This window comes from Novosphingobium umbonatum (assembly GCF_004005905.1).
Taxonomy (GTDB): Bacteria; Pseudomonadota; Alphaproteobacteria; order Sphingomonadales; family Sphingomonadaceae; genus Novosphingobium; species Novosphingobium umbonatum.
On record NZ_SACO01000017.1, the window covers coordinates 12,502 to 32,969 of the forward strand.

Genomic DNA, 20,468 nt, shown 5'->3' on the forward strand with positions numbered 1-20,468 from the left:
ATGGACATCGATCTCGCCCACGACAAATCGCAAGCCGTGCTGCGCCAGCGCAATGGCCTCGCACTGCTATCGCTTGCCCTCGGCCTCGTTGCGGTTGGCAGTTTGGTCTCCGCAGGCCACAAGGACCGTGAGGTCGTGCTGGTGCCGACCCTGCGCGCGCCGCTCACGCTGACCAGCGTCAAAGTCTCGCCCGACTATCTTGAAATGGTGACCCGCGACGTGGCGATGGTCGCCCTCAATCGCTCGCCCCAGAGCCTGACCTACTGGATGGATTCCATCCTCGAGGTGACTGACGAACAGGCGCGTGGGCAAGTCAAGAAAGCGCTGATGAAAGTGGTGGCCGAGCAGCAAGGCTCGCAGATCACCCAGTTTTTCACGCCCGATGGCATGCAGGTCGATCCCAATCATCTGACCAGCACGGTCGGCGGCACGCTCCATACCGTGGTCGCCTCCAAGGAGGTGACCTCCGAGCATCGCACCTTCCGCTTCACCTGGACCTACAACGGCATCTCGCTGAAGCTCAAAGGCTTCGGGATGATTGCCAAGCCGGAGGAGACGCCATGAGCGCTTCCTTGCCCGGCCTCTTCCCACAGGGGTTATCCTTCATGGCCATTCTGGAATTGTCGGCAGGGGCAAGCCTTGCCCCGCGCCTGTGGTGGGCGGAACGCGCCCTTGGCATTGCGCTGGTGAGCGCTGGCCTTGCCACGGCCGCGCCAGCCTATGCCGATCAAACCTTGCTCGTTGCCGACAATGGCACTGTGCGCTGCGAAGCCTCGGCGAAGGACCTGACCCGCATTTCGCTGAAGGACGACCAGTTCGCCTCGGTCTCCAAGGTGCAGGCGCCAAATCCCGCCGACGACTTCCAGGTGGTCAATGAACCCCTGCGCGGTGACATCTACCTCTCGGTCGCCAATGGCTTTTCCAAGCCCACGATCTCCTTCTTCGGCACGACCCGCAAAGGCTTCGTCTACAAGTTCATTTGCGCCGTGGGCGGCAGTGATGCGCGGCAGGTGTTCATCGCCAATGCCGATGTCGAGCACCCACGCCCAGTCGGTGAGACATGGCCCGCCGGCCTGTCGCCGCAGGATGCCTCGGCGCGTCTGATCGCTGCCATGTATGCCCAAAAGCCGATCGAGGGTTTCGACATCACCTGGCGCGCGCTGGTGCCGGTCAATATCGATACGCTCGTCGTCCAGATGGTCGGGCAATATGTCGGGGCCAGCTACACGGGCAAGCTCATCAAGATCACCAATCGCGGGACAAGGCCGGTGACATTGGCCGAGGACAAGGTCGCGCCTGCTGACGCGATTGCGGTCAGCATCACCACCCCCCGTCTGGCCCCCGGCGAGGCAACCACCGCCTTCATTGTCCAGCGCAGCGCTGATGCGGGAGGCCAGCCATGAACGCGCCGAGCACACAGGGCAGCCCCGCCGCACCGTCATCGGCGCCCGCATCGACAACCGACGATCTCGCCCGCAACGCCACCACCCGCCGCAACCAGCAGATCGCCATGTGGGGTCTGGGCGGCGTGCTGGTGACGGCGGGCATGTGGTGGATCATTGCCTCGCCCACACCGCAGAACGCGGCCACCGAGAAGAAGGATGATCCCAAAGCCATCAAGATCTCGACCGATGACATGGTCAACCGGTCGATGGCCGACAAGGAATGGATGGCTCTGTCGGAGAACCAGCTCACCACGCAGGGCAACCAGATCAAGACGCTGCAAGGCGATTCCGTCCGCCTCGACCAACTCCAGAAACAGATCGAGGATTTGCAGGGCCAGAACCAGGCGCTGAAGGCCGATGGATCGAAGGTGCTCTCGGCCTATCAGACTGAGAACGACCAGCTTCGCTCGCAGATCTCGGTGCTCTCGACCCAGATGCAGCGTGCCACTGCCGGTCCTAGCGCGCTTTATGGCGCTGGTGCACCGCCGACCTATCAGCGCTCTGCCTCGGTCCCCAGCGGTTCGCCACTGGCCCAGCCTTCCGGTGATCCGGCCCGCGCCGCCATCGATCCAGCCAGCGCGCCGCGTTCAAGTGAGGTGAAGCTGCTGTCCTTTGGCGGGGATACCGGCGGGACGGCCGCGCGCATGGTGCCGGGCAAAACGACTCAGTTCACCGACAGCGAGAATTATCTGCCGCCCAATTCGATCGCTACGGCAAAGGTGGTGGTGGGCGTCGATGCGACGACCAACACCAAGAGCCAGACCGATCCGCTGCCGGTGGTGCTGCGTATCACCGGCCCCGCCCGCTCGGTCTATGTCCAGGGCAAGCTGCTCAAGACCAACATCGTGGGCTGCATGGTCAATGGCGCGGCGCTCGCCGACCTCTCGTCCGAGAAGGTCTATGTGAAGCTCCAGCGCATGACTTGCCCGCAGCCGGGCGGCAAAGTCGCGGTGAGCGAGGTCAAAGGCTTCATCGCCTTTGGCGGCAAGACCGGCGTGCGTGGCCGCGTGGTCAATCGCTCGGGCAATCTGGTGGACCAAGCCTTTATCGCTGGCGTGCTGGGCGGGTTTGGGCGCGGCTTTTCAACCAATTCCTCGGCCTATCTGACCTCGCCAACGGTGAGTGTGAATGGCCAGCGCTCGACGCTCTCGCCCTCGGACATCGCCCAAGGCGGGCTTGGACAGGGCGTCGCTCAGTCCGGCGACATGGTCTCCAAATATCTGATCGAGCGCGCCGAGCAGTACCAGCCAGTCGTGGAAATGCCGACCGGCCTCGATGTCGAGGTGGTGTTCCTCGACGGCGTCTTCATCCGCAATTGAAGGGAACCCACCCACGTGTCTCACCGCCACTCACTTCTGCGCCTGCTGCCCGTTCTCGGTCTCGCTTTGGGAACTTTGCCGAGCATCGCCGATGCCCGTGCTGCCGCGGCCACGCGCGCTCGTCCTGCCGTCTCGCGGGATGCCGCCGCCATGCGGGCCTTGACCCAGCGCCTGCCGCGTACTGCGGTCACCAAAGTCGATTGCAGTCATGTGCCGGGGATTTGCGAGGTCCAGGCTGGCACCAACCTCTTCTACATCGATCCCTCGGCCCGTTATCTGATCGTCGGGCGGATCTATGATATGGAGACGCACCAGGATCTGACCGCTGCGCGCCTGCTGGAGATCAATCCCGATATATTGGTCGGCGCGGCCGCCACGGCCAAGGCGCAAGAGGCGGAGAGCGCCGGTCTTGCCCCTTCGCATCCGCAATCGGCATCGGGGGCCGCTTCAGCGCCCACGCAGAAGGTGAGCCTTGCCAGCCTTCCGGCCAATGGTGCCATTGAGTGGGGGGCAAGCACCCCCAACGCCCCTCGCGTTACCGTCTTCAGTGACTTCCACTGCGGCTATTGCCGCGCGCTGCACCAGACCCTCAAGACCATGGGCGTGCGCGTCACCGAGCGGCCAATCTCGATCCTCGGTACGCGCGCGATTTCCGAAAGCGTGATCTGCGCCGAGGACAGAGCTGCTGCCATGGAGCGGGCTTACGGCGATCAGGACATCGAAAAACGCGCCTGTGACACCAGCGGCCTCGATGCCAACGAGGCCTTCGCCCGCGGCCATGGCTTCACTGGCACGCCCGTGCTGGTCCGCGAGGATGGCGCTGTGCTGCTGGGCTTTCGCCCGCGTGAGTTCCTCGAAAGCTGGCTGAAGGGAGGCGCCTGAGCCATGCGCATGTCCCCCATCATCGCTGTGCTCGGGCTGATGCCGCTGGCCGGTTGCTCGCTGTTCCACTCGAACGTCAAAGGCGGTTTTGTGTGCAGCGCGCCGCGCGGCACCTGTGCGCCATCGACCACCATCGATGACACCGCCATTCACGCGATCGACGCCGAGGCGGAAGCCAAGGACGCGCCTGCGCCGGATAGCGAAGCCGGTTCCAGCATGCCCCAAGCATCCACCAACCCCAAGGAGAAGAAGGCATGGACCTTTGTCGGGCCGGTCCGTCCTGGGCTCAGGCCGGTGCTCAGAATTGTCTATTTGCCCTGGCGCGATGGATCGGGTCGCCTCCATCCCCGCACCACAGGTTTTGTCCCCGTCAACGCCCCGCTTGCTTCCGAGGTGTCCAGCGCTCCGCTCGACGCGAAAGCCATGGGCGCTGGCACCGACATGAGCCTGCTCACCCTCGCGGAAATGGCTCCCGACATGGCGCTGATGGCGCCAGCACCGGCGCCCACCAAGGCATCAGAACCCGGCAAGGCCGCTCCGGCGGTGCCAGCGGATCCGACGGCGGCGATCAAGGCGCAGGTGAAGGAGATCCTGACGCAGCCCAAGCCGGTCGTGGCCCCCATCAATGCCGATCCGGCCAAGGCTGGTGAGACCAAAACGGGCGCGGCAACCTTCCCGCCGCAGGGGGACTGACGCGCCATGCTCGCCCGCCTTATCGAACTCGTCACTGGCGACAGCGAAACGCCCGAACACCGCGCTGAAACGCGCGATGTGCCGATGCTCGCCAATTTCCTGGGCTATCGCGCCTATGCCGCCGAGACGCAGATCTTCCACCTGACCCGATCGAAGGGCTTCATTCTGGAACTGGCGCCACTCATGGGGGCGGACGAGCGCATCGGCGACATCCTGACCTCGATCATCTCCGATGTGCTGGTGGCGGGCTGCGAATTCCAGATCATCAATTATGCCTCGCCCCGCATCGCCGAGAAGCTGCAAGAATGGGCTTTGCCCCGCATCCGGGCGGGCGCGGTGTTCAATAAGCTCGCCCGCTACCGCCTCGATCTGTTGCGCGGCGGGGCCTGGACCTCACTCGCCACGGATGGCCCTTTCCATTTGCGCCAGTTCCGCGTGCTGTTCGCCGTGGGCGTTGGCGCGGGATCTGGCGTCGATACCGAGACCCTGCTTGCCGTGCGCGACGGGATCACCTCGGCGCTCGACTCGATCAATGTCAAAACCCGGATTTTCAGCCCGACCGAGCTGATCCGCTTCATCGACGATGTGGTCTGCCCGGCCACCGGCGCTGGCGATGATGCGCCCGATTACAGCCCCTTCGACCCGATCAACGAGCAATGCATCCGCCGCGATCTGGTCACGTGCGTCGAGAAAGATCGCCTGATCCTCGAGGCCCCATCGCTGCGTCCCTCTGGGCTGGTGATCGATGGCACCCCGGAAATGGCCGAAGTGAGCCCGCATGAGTTCGATGTGCGGACCATGTCGGTGCGCTACTTCCCCGAACGCTGGGCACCCTGGGACACGCAGAAAGTCATCGGCGACATCTTCAATCCCAAGCTCTGCCTGCCATGCCCTGTGCTCCAATCGATAGCCGGGATCATCCCCTCGGCCGAGACTTCCGAAGCCAAGGCAGGTTGGAAGTTCACCCGCACCACGGCGCTTGCCGATGGTAAGGCCGCGCGGCTTGTCCCGACCCTCAAGACCCAATCGGCAGAGTGGGAGCATGTGCAGGCGCAAGTGCGCCTCGGGCAGAAGCTGGTCCAGATCTACTACAGCGTCACCATGGTCTCACCGCTCGGCCGGGGCGATGTGAATGAGCGGACGCTCAAAGCCATCTACAAGGCCGCTGGCTGGGATCTGATCGACGAAACCTATCTCCAGACCGGCGGGCTGCTGGCGTCCTTTCCTTTGACGCTGGCCGATGGCCTGTCGCGCGATCTCATGCGGATGCGGCGTTTCCGCACGGTGCTTTCCGCCAATGTTGCAGCCCTCGCACCGGTCCAGGGCGAGTATAATGGCGGGGCCATCCCGCATCTGCTCTTCATCGGTCGGCGCGGCCAGCCCCAGTTCTGGTCACCCTTTCAGAACAACGCCGGCAACCACAATGTCGCGATCGCGGGCAAGTCGGGCTCTGGCAAGTCGGTGCTGCTTCAGGATCTGACCGCCAGCCTTGCCGGGGTGAATGCCAAAACCATCGTCATCGATGATGGCTGCTCCTTCGAGCATATGGCCAAGGCCTTGGGCGGCACGTTCACCGAGTTCAAACTGTCGGCGGGGATCTCGATCAACCCGTTTCGCATGATCGACCTCGATCTTGCCGCGGGCGACGAGGACTATCTGGTCGACTGCCTCGCCATGCTCAAGGCCATCATCAGCCAGATGGCCCGCTACGAGAACCGCCTCAATGACACCGAGCGCGGGCTGATCGATGCGGCTGTCAACGCGGTGTGGAACGAGAAGGCGCGCGAGGGTACCGTCGATGGCATCATCGCAGCTTTGCACGCCGCTGGTCACCCGCAGGCAGATGATCTGGCGACGGCCCTGCTGCCCTTCTCAGAAGCGGGGACTTACGGGCCGTTCTTCCTGGGCGACACCAATCTCGACCTCTCGGCCGATCTGACGGTCTTCGAGCTGTCGGATCTTTCCTCACGCGAGGAACTGCGCAGCGTCGTCCTGACCTCGATCATGTTCGTTGCCTCGCAGACGATGCGCAAGCTCGACCGTCAGATCCCCAAAGCGCTCATCATCGATGAGGCCTGGGCGATGCTGAAGGGCGGCGCGATGGCGGATTTCGTGGAGACCTATTCGCGCACCTGTCGCAAATATGGCGCCTCGCTCATCACCGCGACCCAGTCGATCAACGACTTCTACAAGTCGGGCGGATCGAAGGCGGCGCTGGAAAACTCCGACTGGATGCTGGTCCTCCAGCAGAAGCCGGAAACCATCGCGGACTTCCGCAAGTCTGACCGCTTCGAGATGGACAATTTCACCGACGCGCTGCTGCGCTCGCTGAAGCGCAATGGCACGGAATATTCCGATCTCCTTATCCGCGGCCCGGACACGCAGACGGTCTGCCGCCTCGTGCTCGATCCCTTTTCCGGCACGCTCTATTCGTCGAGCCCGGCAGTCTATGCCCGGATCGAGGCGGAGGTCGCGCGCGGTGCCACTATGGCTGAGGCGATTGAATGCGTAGCCTATGGGCTGGATCGCAAAGCCAAGGGAGCGCGGCCATGAGGCGGCGCGCATCCACAATCAATTGGGGTGCCGTCACCGCTTGCGGTTTGCGCCTCATGGGCTGGTTCGCCGTCAATGTGCTGGCCGCTGCCGGCGTCATGGCGCTGATCCTCTTTGCGATCGGCGACTTCTCGCTGCCTATCACCATGGCGCAGCTCGCCAACTTGGCCGACCGCTACGTCGCGGCCAATGCCGTCCGCCGCGATCAGTTCGACCAAGAGGTCCTCATCGGCTTCTTCGCGATCCTGCTGCTGGTCGCCTTCTTCCGCCGCAGCGGCTTTGCCCGGGCCTTTGAGGACCCCATTGGCAACAAGGATTTCACCGATGCATGACGACACCCCGCAACCGCAGGGCGAACTGCCTTTGGGGCTGGAGACCGCTTCCACTGCTGTCGCCGTCCCTGGGAAACGCCGCAGGCTCCTGACTTTCCTCGCCGGTAATCGCCGCCAGATCCTTGCTATGGGCCTCACCGGCGCTTGCCTGCTCTGGGGAAGCTGGGCCACCCACAAGCTGCTCGGCCTCGAGCAGCGCGTAACCACGATCCGCAAAGTGGCTTTGGCCGATCTCGTGCGCGAATATGTCCAGACTGAGGCCCGCAGCGGCGCCACGCCCGACCAGATCACGGCGGAAACCGGCGCTTACCTCAAGGCCCTCAATCTCGCCGTCGCGCGCCATGCCGCGCAAGGCGAAGTCCTGCTGCTGAGCAACGCCGTCGTTGCGGGCGATGTCCCCGACATCACCGCCACCATCCGCGACGAGACCTATGCCAGCCTCGCCAAGCCGCAAACCGGCGCAGCGGTGCCATCCATCGCCAGCCCTTCAGCGCAGATGCAGCAGTTCTTCGATGCCAAGGGAGCCAATCATGGCAGCGGCAAGTGAGAGCGCGCCGATCTCCGCTCCGCGCCGTCCGTCCTGGCGGCTGAAGCTCGGCGGCATCGCGCTGATCGGCGGCACCGCGCTTGGTTGGTCGGCGCTCAAGGACTGGCACGACCATCACGCCTTCCTCATCAACGCCAGTGAATCGCTGCCGAACTGGGCGCTACTGGTTGAGACGGGACGCTTTCCGGCGCGCGGCGATTATGTCGTTTTCGCGCCCGGCCATGATCCACTTGTGCTCCGGCATTTCGGGGCCAATCCCAAGCCCTTCGCCAAGATCGCCTATGGCGTGCCGGGCGATGTGGTGAGCCGCCAAGGGGCCGATGTGCTGGTCAATGGCCAGGCTGTCGGTCACCTCAAGCCCAAGACCCATCAAGGCGAGGATCTTCTGCCTGGTCCGCTAGGCATCATCCCTCAGGGGTGCATCTATGCCGGAAGCCCGCACAAGGACGGGTTCGACAGCCGCTATGCCGCGATCGGCTTTGTCTGCCGCGATCGGTTGATCGGCATCGGGACGCCCATCCTGTGATGCGCGCAGGCCCCACCTCGATCCTGCTGGCTGCGCTCGGGCTTTCTTCGGTGCCAATGATGGCGAGCGCCCGCGACTTCGGCACGTTTGGCCCGACCTGGTCGATTGCCGAACCCGATCTGCTGGCGGTCATCAAGGCGCGGCTCGAGGCCGCTCGGCAGAGCGGCAAGCTCGAGGCCATGAACCAGCGCTTTGTCGAAGCCACTGAGGCCAGTGTGCGCCGCCCCCATGCCGTGGCAGGGATCACGCCTGCCACCAGCGACCGGCGCTGGGGCTTCGATCCCAGCGTTACCTTGTCGCAGGACATCCGTGATGCTCGTGGGCATTTGATCGCCGCGCAGGGCCAGCGCTTCAATCCGCTGAACCATTTGAATCTCGCGCATAGCTTCGCCTTCATTGATGGCGATAGCGCAGAAGAGCGCGACTGGGCCTTGCGGCAGGGCGCAACCGACAAGCTCTGGATCGTGCTGGTCAAAGGCTCGCCCACTGACCTCATGAAAGCAACCCAGCGGCGGTTCTATTTCGATCAGATGGGCAGCCTGACGGGCAAGTTCGGCATCGCCCACACCCCAGCGCTGCTCGTCCAGCAGGGCGACCATCTCGACATCCGCGAAGTGGCGCTTGCCCGAAATGGAGAACGCTCAGGAGAACGCCGATGAAGCGCATCCGCCCCGTTTTCTGGAAACGCTTCGGGCGTGGGCTCCGGTCGGGCAAAGGTGCGCCCCGACCTCGTCGAACCCGCCGGTTCTGGGCCATGATCGCCGCCAGCCTTGCGCTGGGATCGGCGCAGGTCGCTCAAGCGCAAGGCTCGCCCACCTGCCACGGCCATTTCCCCAATCCCATCACCGACATTTGCTGGGATTGCTTCTTCCCGCTCTCGATTGGTGGCTTCGACCTCTGGCCGAGCGACAAGCCCGATCCATCAAACCCCAGCCTGCCGGTCTGCCTGTGCGGGATCCGGCCGGGCCTGTCGTTCGGCTTCTGGGAACCTGTGCGCCTGATCGATGTGACGACCAAGCCCTTCTGTTTCCCGAACCTTGGCGGGCTGACGATCAACCCCGGCATGTATGTCGGCAACGGCCACGTTTCGGCCCCCTCGCAGAAGGGTGGGAACACCCAGATGTCTGCCCAGTATCAGGCGCATTATTACGTCTATCCGCTGTTCTATCTGCTCGAACTGCTGGGCGATTTCATCTGCTTTGAATCCGCCTCCTTCGATCTGGCCTATATGACCGAGATCGATCCGACCTGGAACGACGATACGCTGGCCGCCCTGGTCTATCCCGAGACTGTCGTCTTCGACTTTCCGCTCGCACAGGTCGCCTGTGCTGCCGATTGCGTGGCCGCCACTGCCGCCTTGCCACTCGACCAGCTCTTCTGGTGCGCGGGCTGCAATGGCTCGATGTATCCCATGACCGGCAACATCGGGAACAGCGACACGATGGACCAGTCGATGCGGCTCGCTGCCGAGCGCATGGTTTTCAAGATGCACCGCACCGCGCTCGCTTGGGGCACGATGGGCGATCAGGGCCTCTGCGGCAAATACATCATGCCGATCATGAGGAAGCAGCAATACCGGCTGCAAATGGTCAATCCCGTGGCGGCCACCACAGGCCGCTACGCCTGCCAACCGCCCGGTGGATCGACCGCCGTCCAGCTCACCTCTCACACCTATCCGGTGGTGGGCGAGGACGTGGGCTATCTCCTTTGGCGCAAGCGCAATTGCTGCGCGTTCTGACGGGAGGGTCAAAGATGCGCAAATCTCTCCTGCTTCTCGGCTCGCTGGTCGCTCTCGGCGGCGTCGGCACTGTGCTGGCGCAAACGCAGGTTGATGGGCTCGATCTCGGTGCCATCAACAAGGCGGCGCAGGCTCATGCCCGCAATCTGGGTCAATTCGTCGATCAGGTGCTTGGCCATCAGGCTGAGGCCAACGCCGATCTGGCCGACGACATGGCCGCGCTGGTCGAAGGTTCGCAGGCCAAAGTGAAGGCAGAGGCGGCAGCGCGGGCCAAGGCGAACCCGACCGGCTATCCGATCGATCTCGATGCGCTGGTAGCGAACGCCGGCCGAAGCATGGCACCGTCCCCCCAATCCGCGCCCATGCTTATTGCCTTTGCCAGCCTGTCGATGCCGCTTGAATCTCTCAAGCGCATGATCGCCGATGTTTCCAAGGCGGGCGGCATGGTGGTCTTTCGCGGTTTCTCGCCCGGTGGCCCCAAGCCCTTCATGGCCGCGCTGCATGAGGCCATCGGCGATACCTCAGGCGCCCATGTCAGCATCGATCCCAGGCTTTTCCGGGTCTATGGCATCGAGGCGGTGCCCACCTATGTGGCGGCATCGTCCAGCTTTGATCTGTGTTCAGGCGAAGACTGCGCCAGCAAGCCCACACCCTTTGACCGCATCGCCGGTAATGTGACGACGCATTTCGCGCTCGAGACGATCGCGCAGGGGCGCGGCCCCGGCGCGCCAGTGGCTAGCCAGGCGCTGGCCAATCTGGAGCGCGTTCCATGAGAGCCCGCTCGATCCCCCTTCGTGGAATGGCGTCTGGTGCGGTGGTTGCCGCAGCCCTGCTGACCAGCACGACCGTATCGGCCCAGACCGTCGACCCCAAGGCCACGGCCAGCGCGATTGCCAGCCAGTTGCAGGGCCAGGTCACTGGCAATGTCACCAGCCAATCCGCGCCCAATGCCGTGCCGGGCTATGGCGGCGCTGATCTGCCACAGGGCCAATATCTGTCGAACCCCAACAGCCTGGCAGGCGATGGCGCAGTCGCGGCGGTGACCTCGCAGCCCTATGCCATTGTCACGAACCCCAACCGGCCGACAGTCGATGCATCGACGCTTGGCCTGGCAAGCGCCAAACAGGTTGAAAGCAGCCCGACGAGCTACACCGGCATTGCGGGCAGTTCGCAGGGCAATTGCCAGCCAATCCCTGCGAGTAGCGGGACGGCGAGCACCTATTACGATTCCTGTCAGATCGGCACGGCCGAGGCCGATAGCAATTTCACCTGCACCATTGGCTGGACCAACCAGTTCACCAGTGCCTACCAATACACCTGCCACACCTCGGAATGGGACATCTACAACCCCAACACCGGTGGCACCTTCTACTGGGGTGAAGTCTCGGACTGCGGCAGCTTTGCCAGCCAGTCCTCTTGCTCGCAGGTGGGGCAGACCAAGAAGCCCTCGGTCACGATCTGGCCGCCCGGAGCCGGGCTTGGCATGGTCTTCACCGAGACCGACACAACCTACAATTGCGGCGCGCAGACCAACTATGGGGCCAGCGCGTCGAAGACCTATTGCATCAACCACACAACCTTGTGCTTTGAGCCGCCCCCGCAGGATCAGGCGCCGGGCGTGCCCGGTGCTGCCTATGTCGGGCAGATCCAGACCTATCAAGGCTCGACCGTCGATAATGCCGACTGTCAGGCCAAGCTGAAGGCCCTGCCAACCGGCGAGACCTGCCTGCAACCCACGCAAGTCTGCGTGGATGCGTCGCCCACCACCCGCACCATCAACGGCGTCGCGGTCACCCATGATTGCTGGCAGTGGCAGGCAACCTATCAGTGCAGCACGCTTTCGAGCGCCAATGACTGCGCCACGCTGTCGGCCAAGAGCAGTTGCAGGTTTGACCATGAGGTCTGCCTCGACAGCCCACAGACGGGCGCCTGTCAGGTCAAGAGCGAGGTCTATAAATGCACGACGCCTGCCGCAACACAGACCACCCAAGCCTATTCCTGCAGCGGCGATGTCTACTGCATCGACGGGAGCTGCACCCAGCTTCCGACGTCGCCAGCCCCTGATCTGGCCAATGCGCTCGTGGCCATGAACGCCATGAAGGATGCCAACCAGCAGTTCGACGCCAACAAGCTGACCATCTTCGATGGCGATGCCACCGGCTGCCACAAGCCGCTCTTCGGCCTCGTCAATTGCTGCGCGGGCAAGGTTTCAGGCCTGCTGACCGGCGCAGCGGCGGCCTCGGCCGCGATTGGGATCGCCTCAGGCAACCCTGCCATGCTGCTTGGCCTTGTGACCCAGTTCCTGCCGCTCTTCATGTGCTCGGGCGAGGAGATGCAACTCGACGTGAAGGACCGCATGGGCCTGTGCCACTATGTCGGTGAGTATTGCTCGGAAAAGGCGCTCTTCGTCTGCACCACGATGCGCAAGAGCTACTGCTGCTATCAGTCCAAGCTCGCCCGCGTGATCCAGGAACAGGGCCGCGCCCAATTGGGGCTGGATTTCGGAAGCCCGCAATCGCCCAGCTGCACGGGCTTCACCGTCGACCAATTCTCCAAGCTCGACCTGTCCAAGATGGATTTTGCCGAGGTGTTTGCCGACTTCACCAGCGCCGTTTCGCTGCCCCCCTCGCTCCAGACCTCGGCTCAGATCCAGCAGAAGGTCCAAGCCTACTATCAAACCCATGGTCAAGGATCCTGACGCCATGCGCCAAGCCTCACGTCCTATCGCCGCCCCGCTGATCGCCTTGCTGACCAGCGCAAGCCTCGTCGCCGCCAGCCCGCTGATGGCCTTGGGAACCCCTCCGGCCAGCGCCGCGCTGGAACAAGAGGACATGTCCAATCGTGAGCTTGTGGACCCGTCCACGGGTGAACAGGTGGACAGCACCACAGGTGAACATGTGGACACGTCCACAGTGACTGGCGATCCCTTCTATTGCGGCGAGCGAAAACTCGGCACCTGGTTCTATTGCGAGCGCCCCAAGCCCAAGCCTGCCAACCCCAGCGCCTCGGCCAGTGCCGCATCGCCCACCTACCGCCAGCAACTCGACAAGATCGGCGCGCGGCTTGAGGAGCTGAAGGCCAAGGCCATCCTTGAGCCAAGCTCGGACAACATCATTGCCTATGTCCGCTATCAGCGCGAACAGCTCGACCGCGCCTCGACCTTTGCTGATGTCTGGGAACGCGCGATCTGGCAGCACCCCGATCTCGACTACACGCTTCAGCGGCCGGTCAGCACGCTGGGCAAGACCGCATGGCTTGCCCAGCGCAAGACCGACCGGGAGGCCGTCATTGCCTCGCTGTCGGAACGCTACGGCCTGTTCTTCTTCTACTCCTCAAGCTGCGGGGCGTGTGAGGTCTTCTCACCCATCGTCCGCTCACTCTCGGACAAGTACCACCTCTCGGTCCTGCCGGTCTCGATGGACGGCGGCCCGACGCCCGCCTTTCCGCGCTATGTCGTCAACCAGGGCCAGTATGAGAAGATGGGCCTTGAAGGCGGCCAGGTGCCGGCCCTTGTGCTCTTCGACACTTACCTCAAAAAGCCAATCCCCATCGGCTATGGCATCATGGCCGAGGATGAGGTGCTGCAACGCATCTTCTATCTGACCAGCGTCAAACCGGGGAGCGACTTCTGATGCGCTGGCCCCACGCGATCCGCCATTGGCTGGCCCGCTTCCTCGCCGTGCTGGCGCTGGGCAATCTGCTCTGCGTCCAAGAGGCTGAGGCCGATGTGAACGGCCAGCTCAACTCCTTCTTCTCGAACCTTGGTGGGGCGGCCAATGCCACTGGCCCTGTCGCCTATAATGGCCAGCAGGGCGGCTATTACTCGGGCGGCAATCTCTGGGTCCGCTTCCCGGCGCAAACGACCTACCAATTGGGCTCGCTCCAGATGCCCAGCGTCAAGGCCGGCTGCGGCGGCATCGACATTTTCACCGGCGGCTTTTCCTTCATCAACACCGACCAGATCGTCGCCGCCATGAAGGCTGCGGCCAATGGCGCGTTGGCCTTCGTTTTCGACCTCGCGATCAACGCCATCTCCTCGCAGATCGGCACCTCGATCGAGAAGATGATGCAAAAGGTCCAGCAATTCACCCAGCACAGCCTCGATGCCTGTCAGGCAGGGCAACAGGTTGCAGCGGGGCTCGCTGGCATGGTCGGCGCGCGCGACAGCCAGTTCTGCAAGATCATCGGCAACAGCCAAGGTGTGTTCTCTGACTGGGCCTCGTCCGAACAGGGTTGCGGCACAGGAGGCAGCCAATCCTCGACCATCAAGGGCAATTCGGACAGCACGATCCCCGCCGGCCCCTACAATTACACCTGGACGATGCTCTCCCAAAAATACCCGAGCTTCGACACGGCCTTCAAACAATACCTGATGAGCCTTGTCGGCACGGTGATCTACCAGCCCGGCACCAGCGACACCCAAGGCCCCACCTTCAAGTTTCTGGGCCAAGGCGATCCTGCGCTCATCACCGCGCTGCTCGATGGCGGCAACAGCGCCAGCGTCTATGCCTGCGACACCACCGACAAGTGCCTCAACCCGACGCAGACCAGCCTGTCGGTCAGCACCGGCAATGCGCTCAAGACCCGCGTCTACAACCTGCTGATCGACATCGCCGGGCGCATTCAGGGCAACCAGCAACTGACTTCGGAGGAGATCGGCCTGCTCGGTGCCACCACGATCCCGCTTTACAAGATCATGGTGGTGAATGCCGCGGCGAGCTTTGGTGGCATGAACTCGGCCGATATCTCCAGCCTTGCCGAAATCACCTCGGTCGACCTGCTCGAGACCATCGTTGGCCAGTTCTACAGACTTGTCACGGACGGCCAGTCCTCCTTCCAGAACGCCGATCCGCTGACCCTCAAGCAGTGGCAGGACCAGCTCCGCGATGTGACCAAAACGCTGGATGCCCAGGTGGTCCACAATTCCGAGCGCCTGACCCGCACCGAGCAGATCCTCGAACGCACGATCCGGATCGAGGCCACTTTGCGCAACACCATGTCCCCCCAGATGACCGCCGCGCTCCAGTTCGAGAGGTCGCTCGGCCAGCATCCGCTTCAGTGAGAAGAGCCGCATGACCGTTAATGTCATCACCAGCGGGGGCGGTCAGTATATCGTCAACGTGCTCAACGCCGTCGCCGCCTGGACTGGTGGCGGCGGTTTCCGTTCGATGCTGCAAGTCGTGATGGTGATGGGCCTGGGCTACAGCCTGCTGGTCATGGCTTTCTCGCTCAATTGGCGGGTTCTGTTCCACTGGTTCCTATCGGCCACCGCCATGTACATGTGCATGATCGTGCCGACGACCACGGTGGTCGTTTCCGACACGATCAACCCGACGGTGGGCAATGGCGCGGTCGCCAATGTGCCGATCGGCCTTGCCATGGTCGCCAGCTTTTCGAGCCAGGTGAACAACTGGCTGACCAAGACGGCCGAGAGCGTCTTCACCATGCCTTCGGCGCTGACCTACAGCGCAGGCGGGATGATTTACCCTACGCGCCTCAACGATCTCACCAGCCAGTTCACGATTGCCGATCCCGTAATGAAGGCCAACATCGAGGGCTATCTGGCGCAATGCACCTTCTACGACATTCTGCTGGGTCAGGGGAATGGCTGGTCGACACTGGCGAGTTCGCCAGATTTGCTCTCCGCCATAGGACCGGGCTCGCCGGCGCGTTCGACAACCTGGATCCCCGCTGGCGGTGGCACCCCCTCGATCATCGGCTGCCAGAACGCCTATCAGTCGATCGTGCAGACCTTTCCTGCTCTGACCACCGCTGGCCTTAATGCCGCTGCTCCGTCCTTCTATCCCAACCTCCCGGCAGCCAGCGCGGTGACCCAGCTCAAGAACGACCTGCCGACCATGGCGCAGACCTATTACGGCGGCACCTCTATGAGCGCGCAGACCATTTTCCAGCAGCGCTCCCTGGTGAATGCTTTCATGGAGGCGCGGGCCAATTTCGGATCAGGTGGCGGTGACACGTTCGCCGCGCTGCATGCCGATGTGCAGGCGCAGAACAGCTATATCTCGGCGGCGCGGCAGGCAATGACCTGGGTGCCGGTGCTGAACCTTGTCCTCACCATCGTCTTCTACGCGATGTTTCCGGTGGTCTTTCCGCTCTTCCTGTTTCCGCAGACAGGACCGGCTTTGCTCAAAGGCTACCTCACGGGCTTCTTCTACCTCGCCTCATGGGGGCCGATCTATGCGGTGCTCCACATGTTCATCACGCAATATTCGGCGGCCCAGCTTTCCGCGCTGGCGCCCACTGGCATGACCATGGCGACGATGGCGGGCATCGATTCCGTCAACCAGAACATGGAAACGCTGGCGGGCTATCTGCTGATGTTCGTCCCAGTGATGGCCGCCGGTATGGCCAAGGGCGCCATGTCGATCGCCTCCAACACAACCGCCATGCTGGCACCCGCCATGCACGCGGCCGAGGCTGCCGCTGTCGAGCGGACAACCGGCAACTACGCCTATGGCAACAGCCAATTCCAGAACGTGACCGGCCATCAGGTCAACACCGCGCCCACTTGGACCGTCTCGGCCAGCTCCATTCCGCAGGTCAACATGCGCGGGGACAATGGCACGATCACCTCGACGATGGCCGACGGCTCGACGGTCTACAACACTTCGCAAGGCATCAGTCGCTTCGGCTTCTCGGCCAGCGAACTGCAGAGCGTTACCGGCAATCTGCAACAGAGTGGCGCGCAATATCACACGCGCGCCAATGCCATGCGCGAAACTTCGGCCGAGCGCTGGAGCCATGGTATGCGGACCCTCGACAGCCTTTCGTCGGGTTCGCGTCGTGCCAGCGGCAGCGAAGGGGCAACAGGCGGTCAAGGCGGCAACACCACCACGCTGTCGGACCGTCAGGGCACCGATTCCAAGCAGCACACAGGCTCCAACCGGACAATCGGCGAGAACCTGACTTCTGGCCGCTCGCTGGGCCACGCCGAGACCAACACGTTCGGGATCAACGCCGGCGCCAAGGCTGGTGTGGGTGGAAAGGTTCTGGGGGCAGAGGTGGGCGCATCCGCTGGCGGCACATGGGATCATCGATGGACCAAGACCACTGGCGATCAGGAAGCGCACGGCACCAGCGACAGCCTCGGGCAAAGCCAGGGCAGCAACGTCACCCGCTACCATGCCAACGGGCAGGATATCACGCTCACCGATGGCGGCTACTGGCGCGATGGCACCTTCCACCGGGTCGAGAACTTCTCGGAAAAGCGCCACGCCATCGAGCGCGACTTTTCCGAGGCCCAATCGCTGGAACGGCAGGCCACCCGCTCGGACGAGGTCGGCACTCGCCTCGAACGAATGGCCTCGATCTCGCGCAGCAACGGCTACCAGATCTCCGACGACATGAGCCAGGTCATTGCCTCGCGCTATGCAGAAATGGCGGCAAGCCCCGAGTTCCGCGATCTGGGGGCGCCATCACTCACCAACACCACGCCATCCCCCCATCAGCGCGAAGTCCGCAACATGATCGTCGGCAAGATCCTTGAGCAATACGCTGCCGATGGCATGGCGCCGGTTCAGGCAGGCTTGCAAGATCCCGGTGCAACGATGGGGAGTGTGCGGGGGCCGGCTGAGTTTTCCATGCCGTCGGCAGCGCCACGGCCGCAGGGGCGCCGCAGCGCAGGATCGGCGCCCCGCCATGCACCGCAAGGCTCGGATGGTGTATCGGGAACGGGCCGTCATGCGCCGGGCGATGACGCCGCTAGAGCGGCAATTCAGAGAGGGGCGGCTGAGGTGGCTCGGGATGACGCCGGCCAACATGCTTCGTTTGGCGCTGCTGGCCAAACTGCCGACAAACGCAATTTAAAAACCCGGCGCGACGTCGATCAGTGAGTAGAGCTGGCTTTGACGTTCTTCTCGATCACAGCGCTCAACTCTTGATCTGCCTTCCGGCTTTCCATCTGCTGCTGATGGTCCCGATAGGCATATAGCCCCCCAAAGACAGCAACCGCAAAGAGGATCAAAGGCACGACAATCATCACCGCCGTGGCAATCTTCCGCTGCCACGCAATGGCCTTCTGGCTCTTCATGAAAGTCGGGATGCGGTCATACTCGAGCGCCATCAGCGCTTCGGCCTTCGAGCCTCGGAAGCCATCCTCGCGCAAGGCTGCGTTCTCAGCCGTCAGTTGGTCGACCTGAGCCTTGAGTTGGGCGATTTCATCAAGTTCCGACATAGCTAAGGAATAATCAAAAGCGGAACATATTGCAAACAAAACTCTGCATCGATCAATGAGCGAGTGACGCTAGGTGCCCCATCGACAAACCTCAAATCCCTTGAACCAGTTGGCTATCAGAAAGGATAGCCTCTGCAAGCGCTGGTAAACAGTTTTCATCGAGACGAACCGCCAATGCGTCGATCTCGAGCAACGCTTTTGAAAGATAAGGATGGAATTTTTCCGTCATCAAATTGGCATTATCCGCAAACAGCTTGGCATCGCCGCCGTCTGCGAGGTCTTTCAGTGCAGCTTCCAGAGGCTGCGTACTTTTCGCGACCAATACCTCAAGGAAGCCATCATAGATTTGGACGGTAAAGCCCCTCGCCCTCAACGCAAAGGCAAGCGTGGTTGTCTTGACCGTCCCGCGGCCAGTAGCGACGAGCCACTCTCCTTCGCCGATTTGTGCGATCCGCCCTCGCGAAAAGTGCATCTGTGCGAAGTTTGAGCGCGCTTCCGCCAATAGGTCCCGGGCCGTAGCGTCCATATAGGCGGGGCTGTCATTCCGCCTCAGGACGGAAAACATCCTTTCAATCACGACGTCATGGATAATGCCGGCATCACCACCAAAAATCGGCGGAGTGCCGGCCTTGGCGGGCGTGACAAGAATGACCTTGGCACGATCATCTACCTCTTGGACCAACCAGCGCCGCCCGGAAAATATGAGCAGCATGCCCGGTGCGACCATATTGTCGACTGGCAAAGTGCCCAATTCCCTTCCATCCGAAATCAGCCGGTATTCTTCCGGTGTCTGGAACACGGCATAAAAGCTGTAATGGGAAACCAAAGTTTCACCCATTGGCCCCAACAGCAACAGGCCATCGTTAGCCTGTTCAATCAGAGCGGGGTCTGCCTGCCCCATAGCGCGCAAGACATCGGCGAAAATGGCCGAACTGACCTGGCGGAACGGTCCGTCCTGACAGAGCACACGATAGAGCCGAGGGGCATGAGCGCCACCTTTCTCGGCAATGATCGACAATATCTGATGCACTAGAGTCGAAAGGTGCAAAGCCCCCGATTGCGCAGGCTCGCACCATTTTTCGAGTAGCAATTCGATCATGGCGGTTGACCGGATGAGACCTAGCCGGAGCCTGTCCGCAAAGCTGCTTTTCGAATCGAGCACGGCTTCAACAGCATATTGGCGCAGGATCGCCGACTTGCCAGCGCGGCGCCCAGATCTCCCGAGGCGCTGCCTCAGAGAGGCAACGCTGAAAGGGGCGCCAATCTGCGCCACACAGGTTACATCCCCGATGTCGATCCCTAGCTCCAATGTAGAGGTACAAATCGCCGTAGTAGGCAATTTGCCATCCTTGAGCCTTCGCTCGACAAGGTCGCGATGATCACGGGAAAGGCTGGCGTGGTGAGGATAAAATTCCTGCGGGAGGCGGGCGTCCTCGCACATAGTCCGCAGACGGTCAGCGTAGATTTCAACCGATTGGCGTGACCCTGCAAAGACCAAGTTATCGGTGCCACGCAGGTGATCGAAAATATGCTTCGCAATGAGTTCTGTTGGCGCCGGGATGCTTTTATCAGTTCCGCCCGCCAGGTATCCTCGCAATTGCAAACGAAGCTCAGCCTCTCCGCCGGCCGCTTCAATCACCTGAACATTGGCGGCATCATCCGGACGCAGATAAATGCAAGCCTGGGCCATGTCCCCCAAGGTCGCGGAAAGCCCTATGCGCCTGACTGGCCGACCGATGGCGAGTTCCAGACGGGTGAGCAGTGAGCGCAGTTGAACGCCGCGCTCACTGTCGAGCATGGTGTGGACTTCGTCGAGTATGACCGCGCGTACAGAACGGAAAAGCCGCGGCACATCAAGTCCACGGCGAATGAACAGCGCTTCCAGCGATTCAGGCGTGATCAGCAAAATGCCACGCGGGCGCTTGGTCGCCCGGGTCTTGATCGAGGCCGCAACGTCACCGTGCCAAGGCACAACAGGAAGTTCCGCCTCTTGGCAGATTGCCTCCAGTCTATTTGCCTGATCGGTTATCAGCGCCTTGAGCGGCGCGACGTAGAGTAAATCAAACCCTCCACTTCCACCGACATCCCCTTCAAGGACTTCGGAAATCAAAGGCAGGAAAGCAGCCTCGGTTTTTCCACCCGCTGTCGATGCGGCAACGATCACATCGGCCTGGCTGTCCCTAATGACATGAATCGCCCGCGTTTGAATATCGCGCAATTCTCGCCAGCCTTGAGCCCG

General features: G+C 62.5%; 18 protein-coding genes. 16 read left to right on the top strand and 2 right to left on the bottom strand.

Going from position 1 to position 20,468, the window contains the following annotated elements:
• Genes EOE18_RS16370 through EOE18_RS16445 form a run of 16 tightly spaced genes read left to right on the top strand, consistent with a single transcriptional unit; the run spans nucleotide 1 to nucleotide 17,888 of the window.
• Nucleotides 1-564 carry a type IV conjugative transfer system protein TraE gene (locus tag EOE18_RS16370; protein WP_127711510.1) on the top strand — a complete coding sequence of 188 codons (564 nt, stop codon included), beginning with the start codon at nucleotides 1-3 and terminating at the stop codon, nucleotides 562-564.
• Nucleotides 561-1,403 (top strand): type-F conjugative transfer system secretin TraK, encoded by an 843-nt coding sequence (locus tag EOE18_RS16375; RefSeq protein ID WP_246027500.1) that lies wholly within the window; start codon nucleotides 561-563, stop codon nucleotides 1,401-1,403. The genes EOE18_RS16370 and EOE18_RS16375 overlap by 4 nt, the downstream gene beginning before the upstream one ends.
• The gene (locus EOE18_RS16380) at nucleotides 1,400-2,764 is read left to right on the top strand and encodes a TraB/TrbI/VirB10 family type IV secretion system protein (RefSeq protein WP_127711512.1); all 1,365 of its coding nucleotides are present in this window, start codon (nucleotides 1,400-1,402) and stop codon (nucleotides 2,762-2,764) included. Before EOE18_RS16375 ends, EOE18_RS16380 begins: the two co-directional genes overlap by 4 nt.
• A 15-nt stretch (nucleotides 2,765-2,779) precedes the next feature.
• Nucleotides 2,780-3,646, top strand: coding sequence for a DsbC family protein (locus EOE18_RS16385; RefSeq protein WP_246027501.1), 867 nt, complete (start codon nucleotides 2,780-2,782; stop codon nucleotides 3,644-3,646).
• 3 nt (nucleotides 3,647-3,649) lie between these two features.
• Nucleotides 3,650-4,339 carry a hypothetical protein gene (locus tag EOE18_RS16390; RefSeq protein WP_127711514.1) on the top strand — a complete coding sequence of 230 codons (690 nt, stop codon included), beginning with the start codon at nucleotides 3,650-3,652 and terminating at the stop codon, nucleotides 4,337-4,339.
• A 6-nt stretch (nucleotides 4,340-4,345) separates the two neighbouring features.
• On the top strand, nucleotides 4,346-6,892 hold the full coding sequence (traC, locus tag EOE18_RS16395; protein ID WP_127711516.1) for a type IV secretion system protein TraC: 2,547 nt from the start codon (nucleotides 4,346-4,348) through the stop codon (nucleotides 6,890-6,892).
• Nucleotides 6,889-7,224 (top strand): hypothetical protein, encoded by a 336-nt coding sequence (locus EOE18_RS16400; RefSeq protein ID WP_127711518.1) that lies wholly within the window; start codon nucleotides 6,889-6,891, stop codon nucleotides 7,222-7,224. Before traC ends, EOE18_RS16400 begins: the two co-directional genes overlap by 4 nt.
• The gene (locus tag EOE18_RS16405) at nucleotides 7,217-7,771 is read left to right on the top strand and encodes a TrbI F-type domain-containing protein (RefSeq protein WP_127711520.1); all 555 of its coding nucleotides are present in this window, start codon (nucleotides 7,217-7,219) and stop codon (nucleotides 7,769-7,771) included. The genes EOE18_RS16400 and EOE18_RS16405 overlap by 8 nt, the downstream gene beginning before the upstream one ends.
• Nucleotides 7,755-8,297 carry a S26 family signal peptidase gene (locus EOE18_RS16410; protein ID WP_127711522.1) on the top strand — a complete coding sequence of 181 codons (543 nt, stop codon included), beginning with the start codon at nucleotides 7,755-7,757 and terminating at the stop codon, nucleotides 8,295-8,297. Before EOE18_RS16405 ends, EOE18_RS16410 begins: the two co-directional genes overlap by 17 nt.
• A complete protein-coding gene (gene traW, locus EOE18_RS16415; protein ID WP_127711524.1) occupies nucleotides 8,297-8,956 on the top strand; it encodes a type-F conjugative transfer system protein TraW in 660 nt (219 codons plus the stop codon). Before EOE18_RS16410 ends, traW begins: the two co-directional genes overlap by 1 nt.
• On the top strand, nucleotides 8,953-10,035 hold the full coding sequence (gene traU, locus EOE18_RS16420) for a conjugal transfer pilus assembly protein TraU (protein ID WP_127711526.1): 1,083 nt from the start codon (nucleotides 8,953-8,955) through the stop codon (nucleotides 10,033-10,035). Before traW ends, traU begins: the two co-directional genes overlap by 4 nt.
• A complete protein-coding gene (gene trbC, locus EOE18_RS16425; RefSeq protein WP_246027502.1) occupies nucleotides 10,020-10,808 on the top strand; it encodes a type-F conjugative transfer system pilin assembly protein TrbC in 789 nt (262 codons plus the stop codon). The genes traU and trbC overlap by 16 nt, the downstream gene beginning before the upstream one ends.
• On the top strand, nucleotides 10,805-12,733 hold the full coding sequence (locus EOE18_RS16430; RefSeq protein WP_246027503.1) for a conjugal transfer protein TraN: 1,929 nt from the start codon (nucleotides 10,805-10,807) through the stop codon (nucleotides 12,731-12,733). The genes trbC and EOE18_RS16430 overlap by 4 nt, the downstream gene beginning before the upstream one ends.
• 4 nt (nucleotides 12,734-12,737) lie before the next feature.
• On the top strand, nucleotides 12,738-13,667 hold the full coding sequence (locus tag EOE18_RS16435) for a conjugal transfer protein TraF (protein WP_425464307.1): 930 nt from the start codon (nucleotides 12,738-12,740) through the stop codon (nucleotides 13,665-13,667).
• The gene (locus tag EOE18_RS16440; protein ID WP_127711530.1) at nucleotides 13,667-15,097 is read left to right on the top strand and encodes a conjugal transfer protein TraH; all 1,431 of its coding nucleotides are present in this window, start codon (nucleotides 13,667-13,669) and stop codon (nucleotides 15,095-15,097) included. Before EOE18_RS16435 ends, EOE18_RS16440 begins: the two co-directional genes overlap by 1 nt.
• Before the next feature lie 10 nt (nucleotides 15,098-15,107).
• Nucleotides 15,108-17,888: a conjugal transfer protein TraG N-terminal domain-containing protein gene (locus EOE18_RS16445; protein WP_246027504.1), complete on the top strand. Its 2,781-nt coding sequence runs from the start codon at nucleotides 15,108-15,110 to the stop codon at nucleotides 17,886-17,888.
• On the opposite strand, the gene EOE18_RS16450 is transcribed toward EOE18_RS16445, so the two are convergent.
• Both EOE18_RS16450 and EOE18_RS16455 read right to left on the bottom strand, forming a co-directional pair.
• Nucleotides 17,882-18,229: a hypothetical protein gene (locus EOE18_RS16450; RefSeq protein WP_246027505.1), complete on the bottom strand. Its 348-nt coding sequence runs from the start codon at nucleotides 18,227-18,229 to the stop codon at nucleotides 17,882-17,884. The genes EOE18_RS16445 and EOE18_RS16450 overlap by 7 nt on opposite strands.
• A 91-nt stretch (nucleotides 18,230-18,320) precedes the next feature.
• The gene (locus EOE18_RS16455; RefSeq protein ID WP_246027506.1) at nucleotides 18,321-20,447 is read right to left on the bottom strand and encodes a DEAD/DEAH box helicase; all 2,127 of its coding nucleotides are present in this window, start codon (nucleotides 20,445-20,447) and stop codon (nucleotides 18,321-18,323) included.
• Between the last annotated feature and the right edge of the window lie 21 nt (nucleotides 20,448-20,468).

Bases quoted from the DNA above. Each gene is read 5' to 3' on its own strand.
- EOE18_RS16370 (WP_127711510.1), top strand. From the start codon at position 1: ATGGACATCGATCTCGCCCACGACAAATCGCAAGCCGTGCTGCGCCAG.
- EOE18_RS16375 (WP_246027500.1), top strand. From the start codon at position 561: ATGAGCGCTTCCTTGCCCGGCCTCTTCCCACAGGGGTTATCCTTCATG.
- EOE18_RS16380 (WP_127711512.1), top strand. From the start codon at position 1,400: ATGAACGCGCCGAGCACACAGGGCAGCCCCGCCGCACCGTCATCGGCG.
- EOE18_RS16390 (WP_127711514.1), top strand. From the start codon at position 3,650: ATGCGCATGTCCCCCATCATCGCTGTGCTCGGGCTGATGCCGCTGGCC.
- traC (WP_127711516.1), top strand. From the start codon at position 4,346: ATGCTCGCCCGCCTTATCGAACTCGTCACTGGCGACAGCGAAACGCCC.
- EOE18_RS16400 (WP_127711518.1), top strand. From the start codon at position 6,889: ATGAGGCGGCGCGCATCCACAATCAATTGGGGTGCCGTCACCGCTTGC.
- EOE18_RS16405 (WP_127711520.1), top strand. From the start codon at position 7,217: ATGCATGACGACACCCCGCAACCGCAGGGCGAACTGCCTTTGGGGCTG.
- EOE18_RS16410 (WP_127711522.1), top strand. From the start codon at position 7,755: ATGGCAGCGGCAAGTGAGAGCGCGCCGATCTCCGCTCCGCGCCGTCCG.
- traW (WP_127711524.1), top strand. From the start codon at position 8,297: ATGCGCGCAGGCCCCACCTCGATCCTGCTGGCTGCGCTCGGGCTTTCT.
- traU (WP_127711526.1), top strand. From the start codon at position 8,953: ATGAAGCGCATCCGCCCCGTTTTCTGGAAACGCTTCGGGCGTGGGCTC.
- EOE18_RS16430 (WP_246027503.1), top strand. From the start codon at position 10,805: ATGAGAGCCCGCTCGATCCCCCTTCGTGGAATGGCGTCTGGTGCGGTG.
- EOE18_RS16435 (WP_425464307.1), top strand. From the start codon at position 12,738: ATGCGCCAAGCCTCACGTCCTATCGCCGCCCCGCTGATCGCCTTGCTG.
- EOE18_RS16440 (WP_127711530.1), top strand. From the start codon at position 13,667: ATGCGCTGGCCCCACGCGATCCGCCATTGGCTGGCCCGCTTCCTCGCC.
- EOE18_RS16445 (WP_246027504.1), top strand. From the start codon at position 15,108: ATGACCGTTAATGTCATCACCAGCGGGGGCGGTCAGTATATCGTCAAC.
- EOE18_RS16450 (WP_246027505.1), bottom strand. From the start codon at position 18,229: ATGTCGGAACTTGATGAAATCGCCCAACTCAAGGCTCAGGTCGACCAA.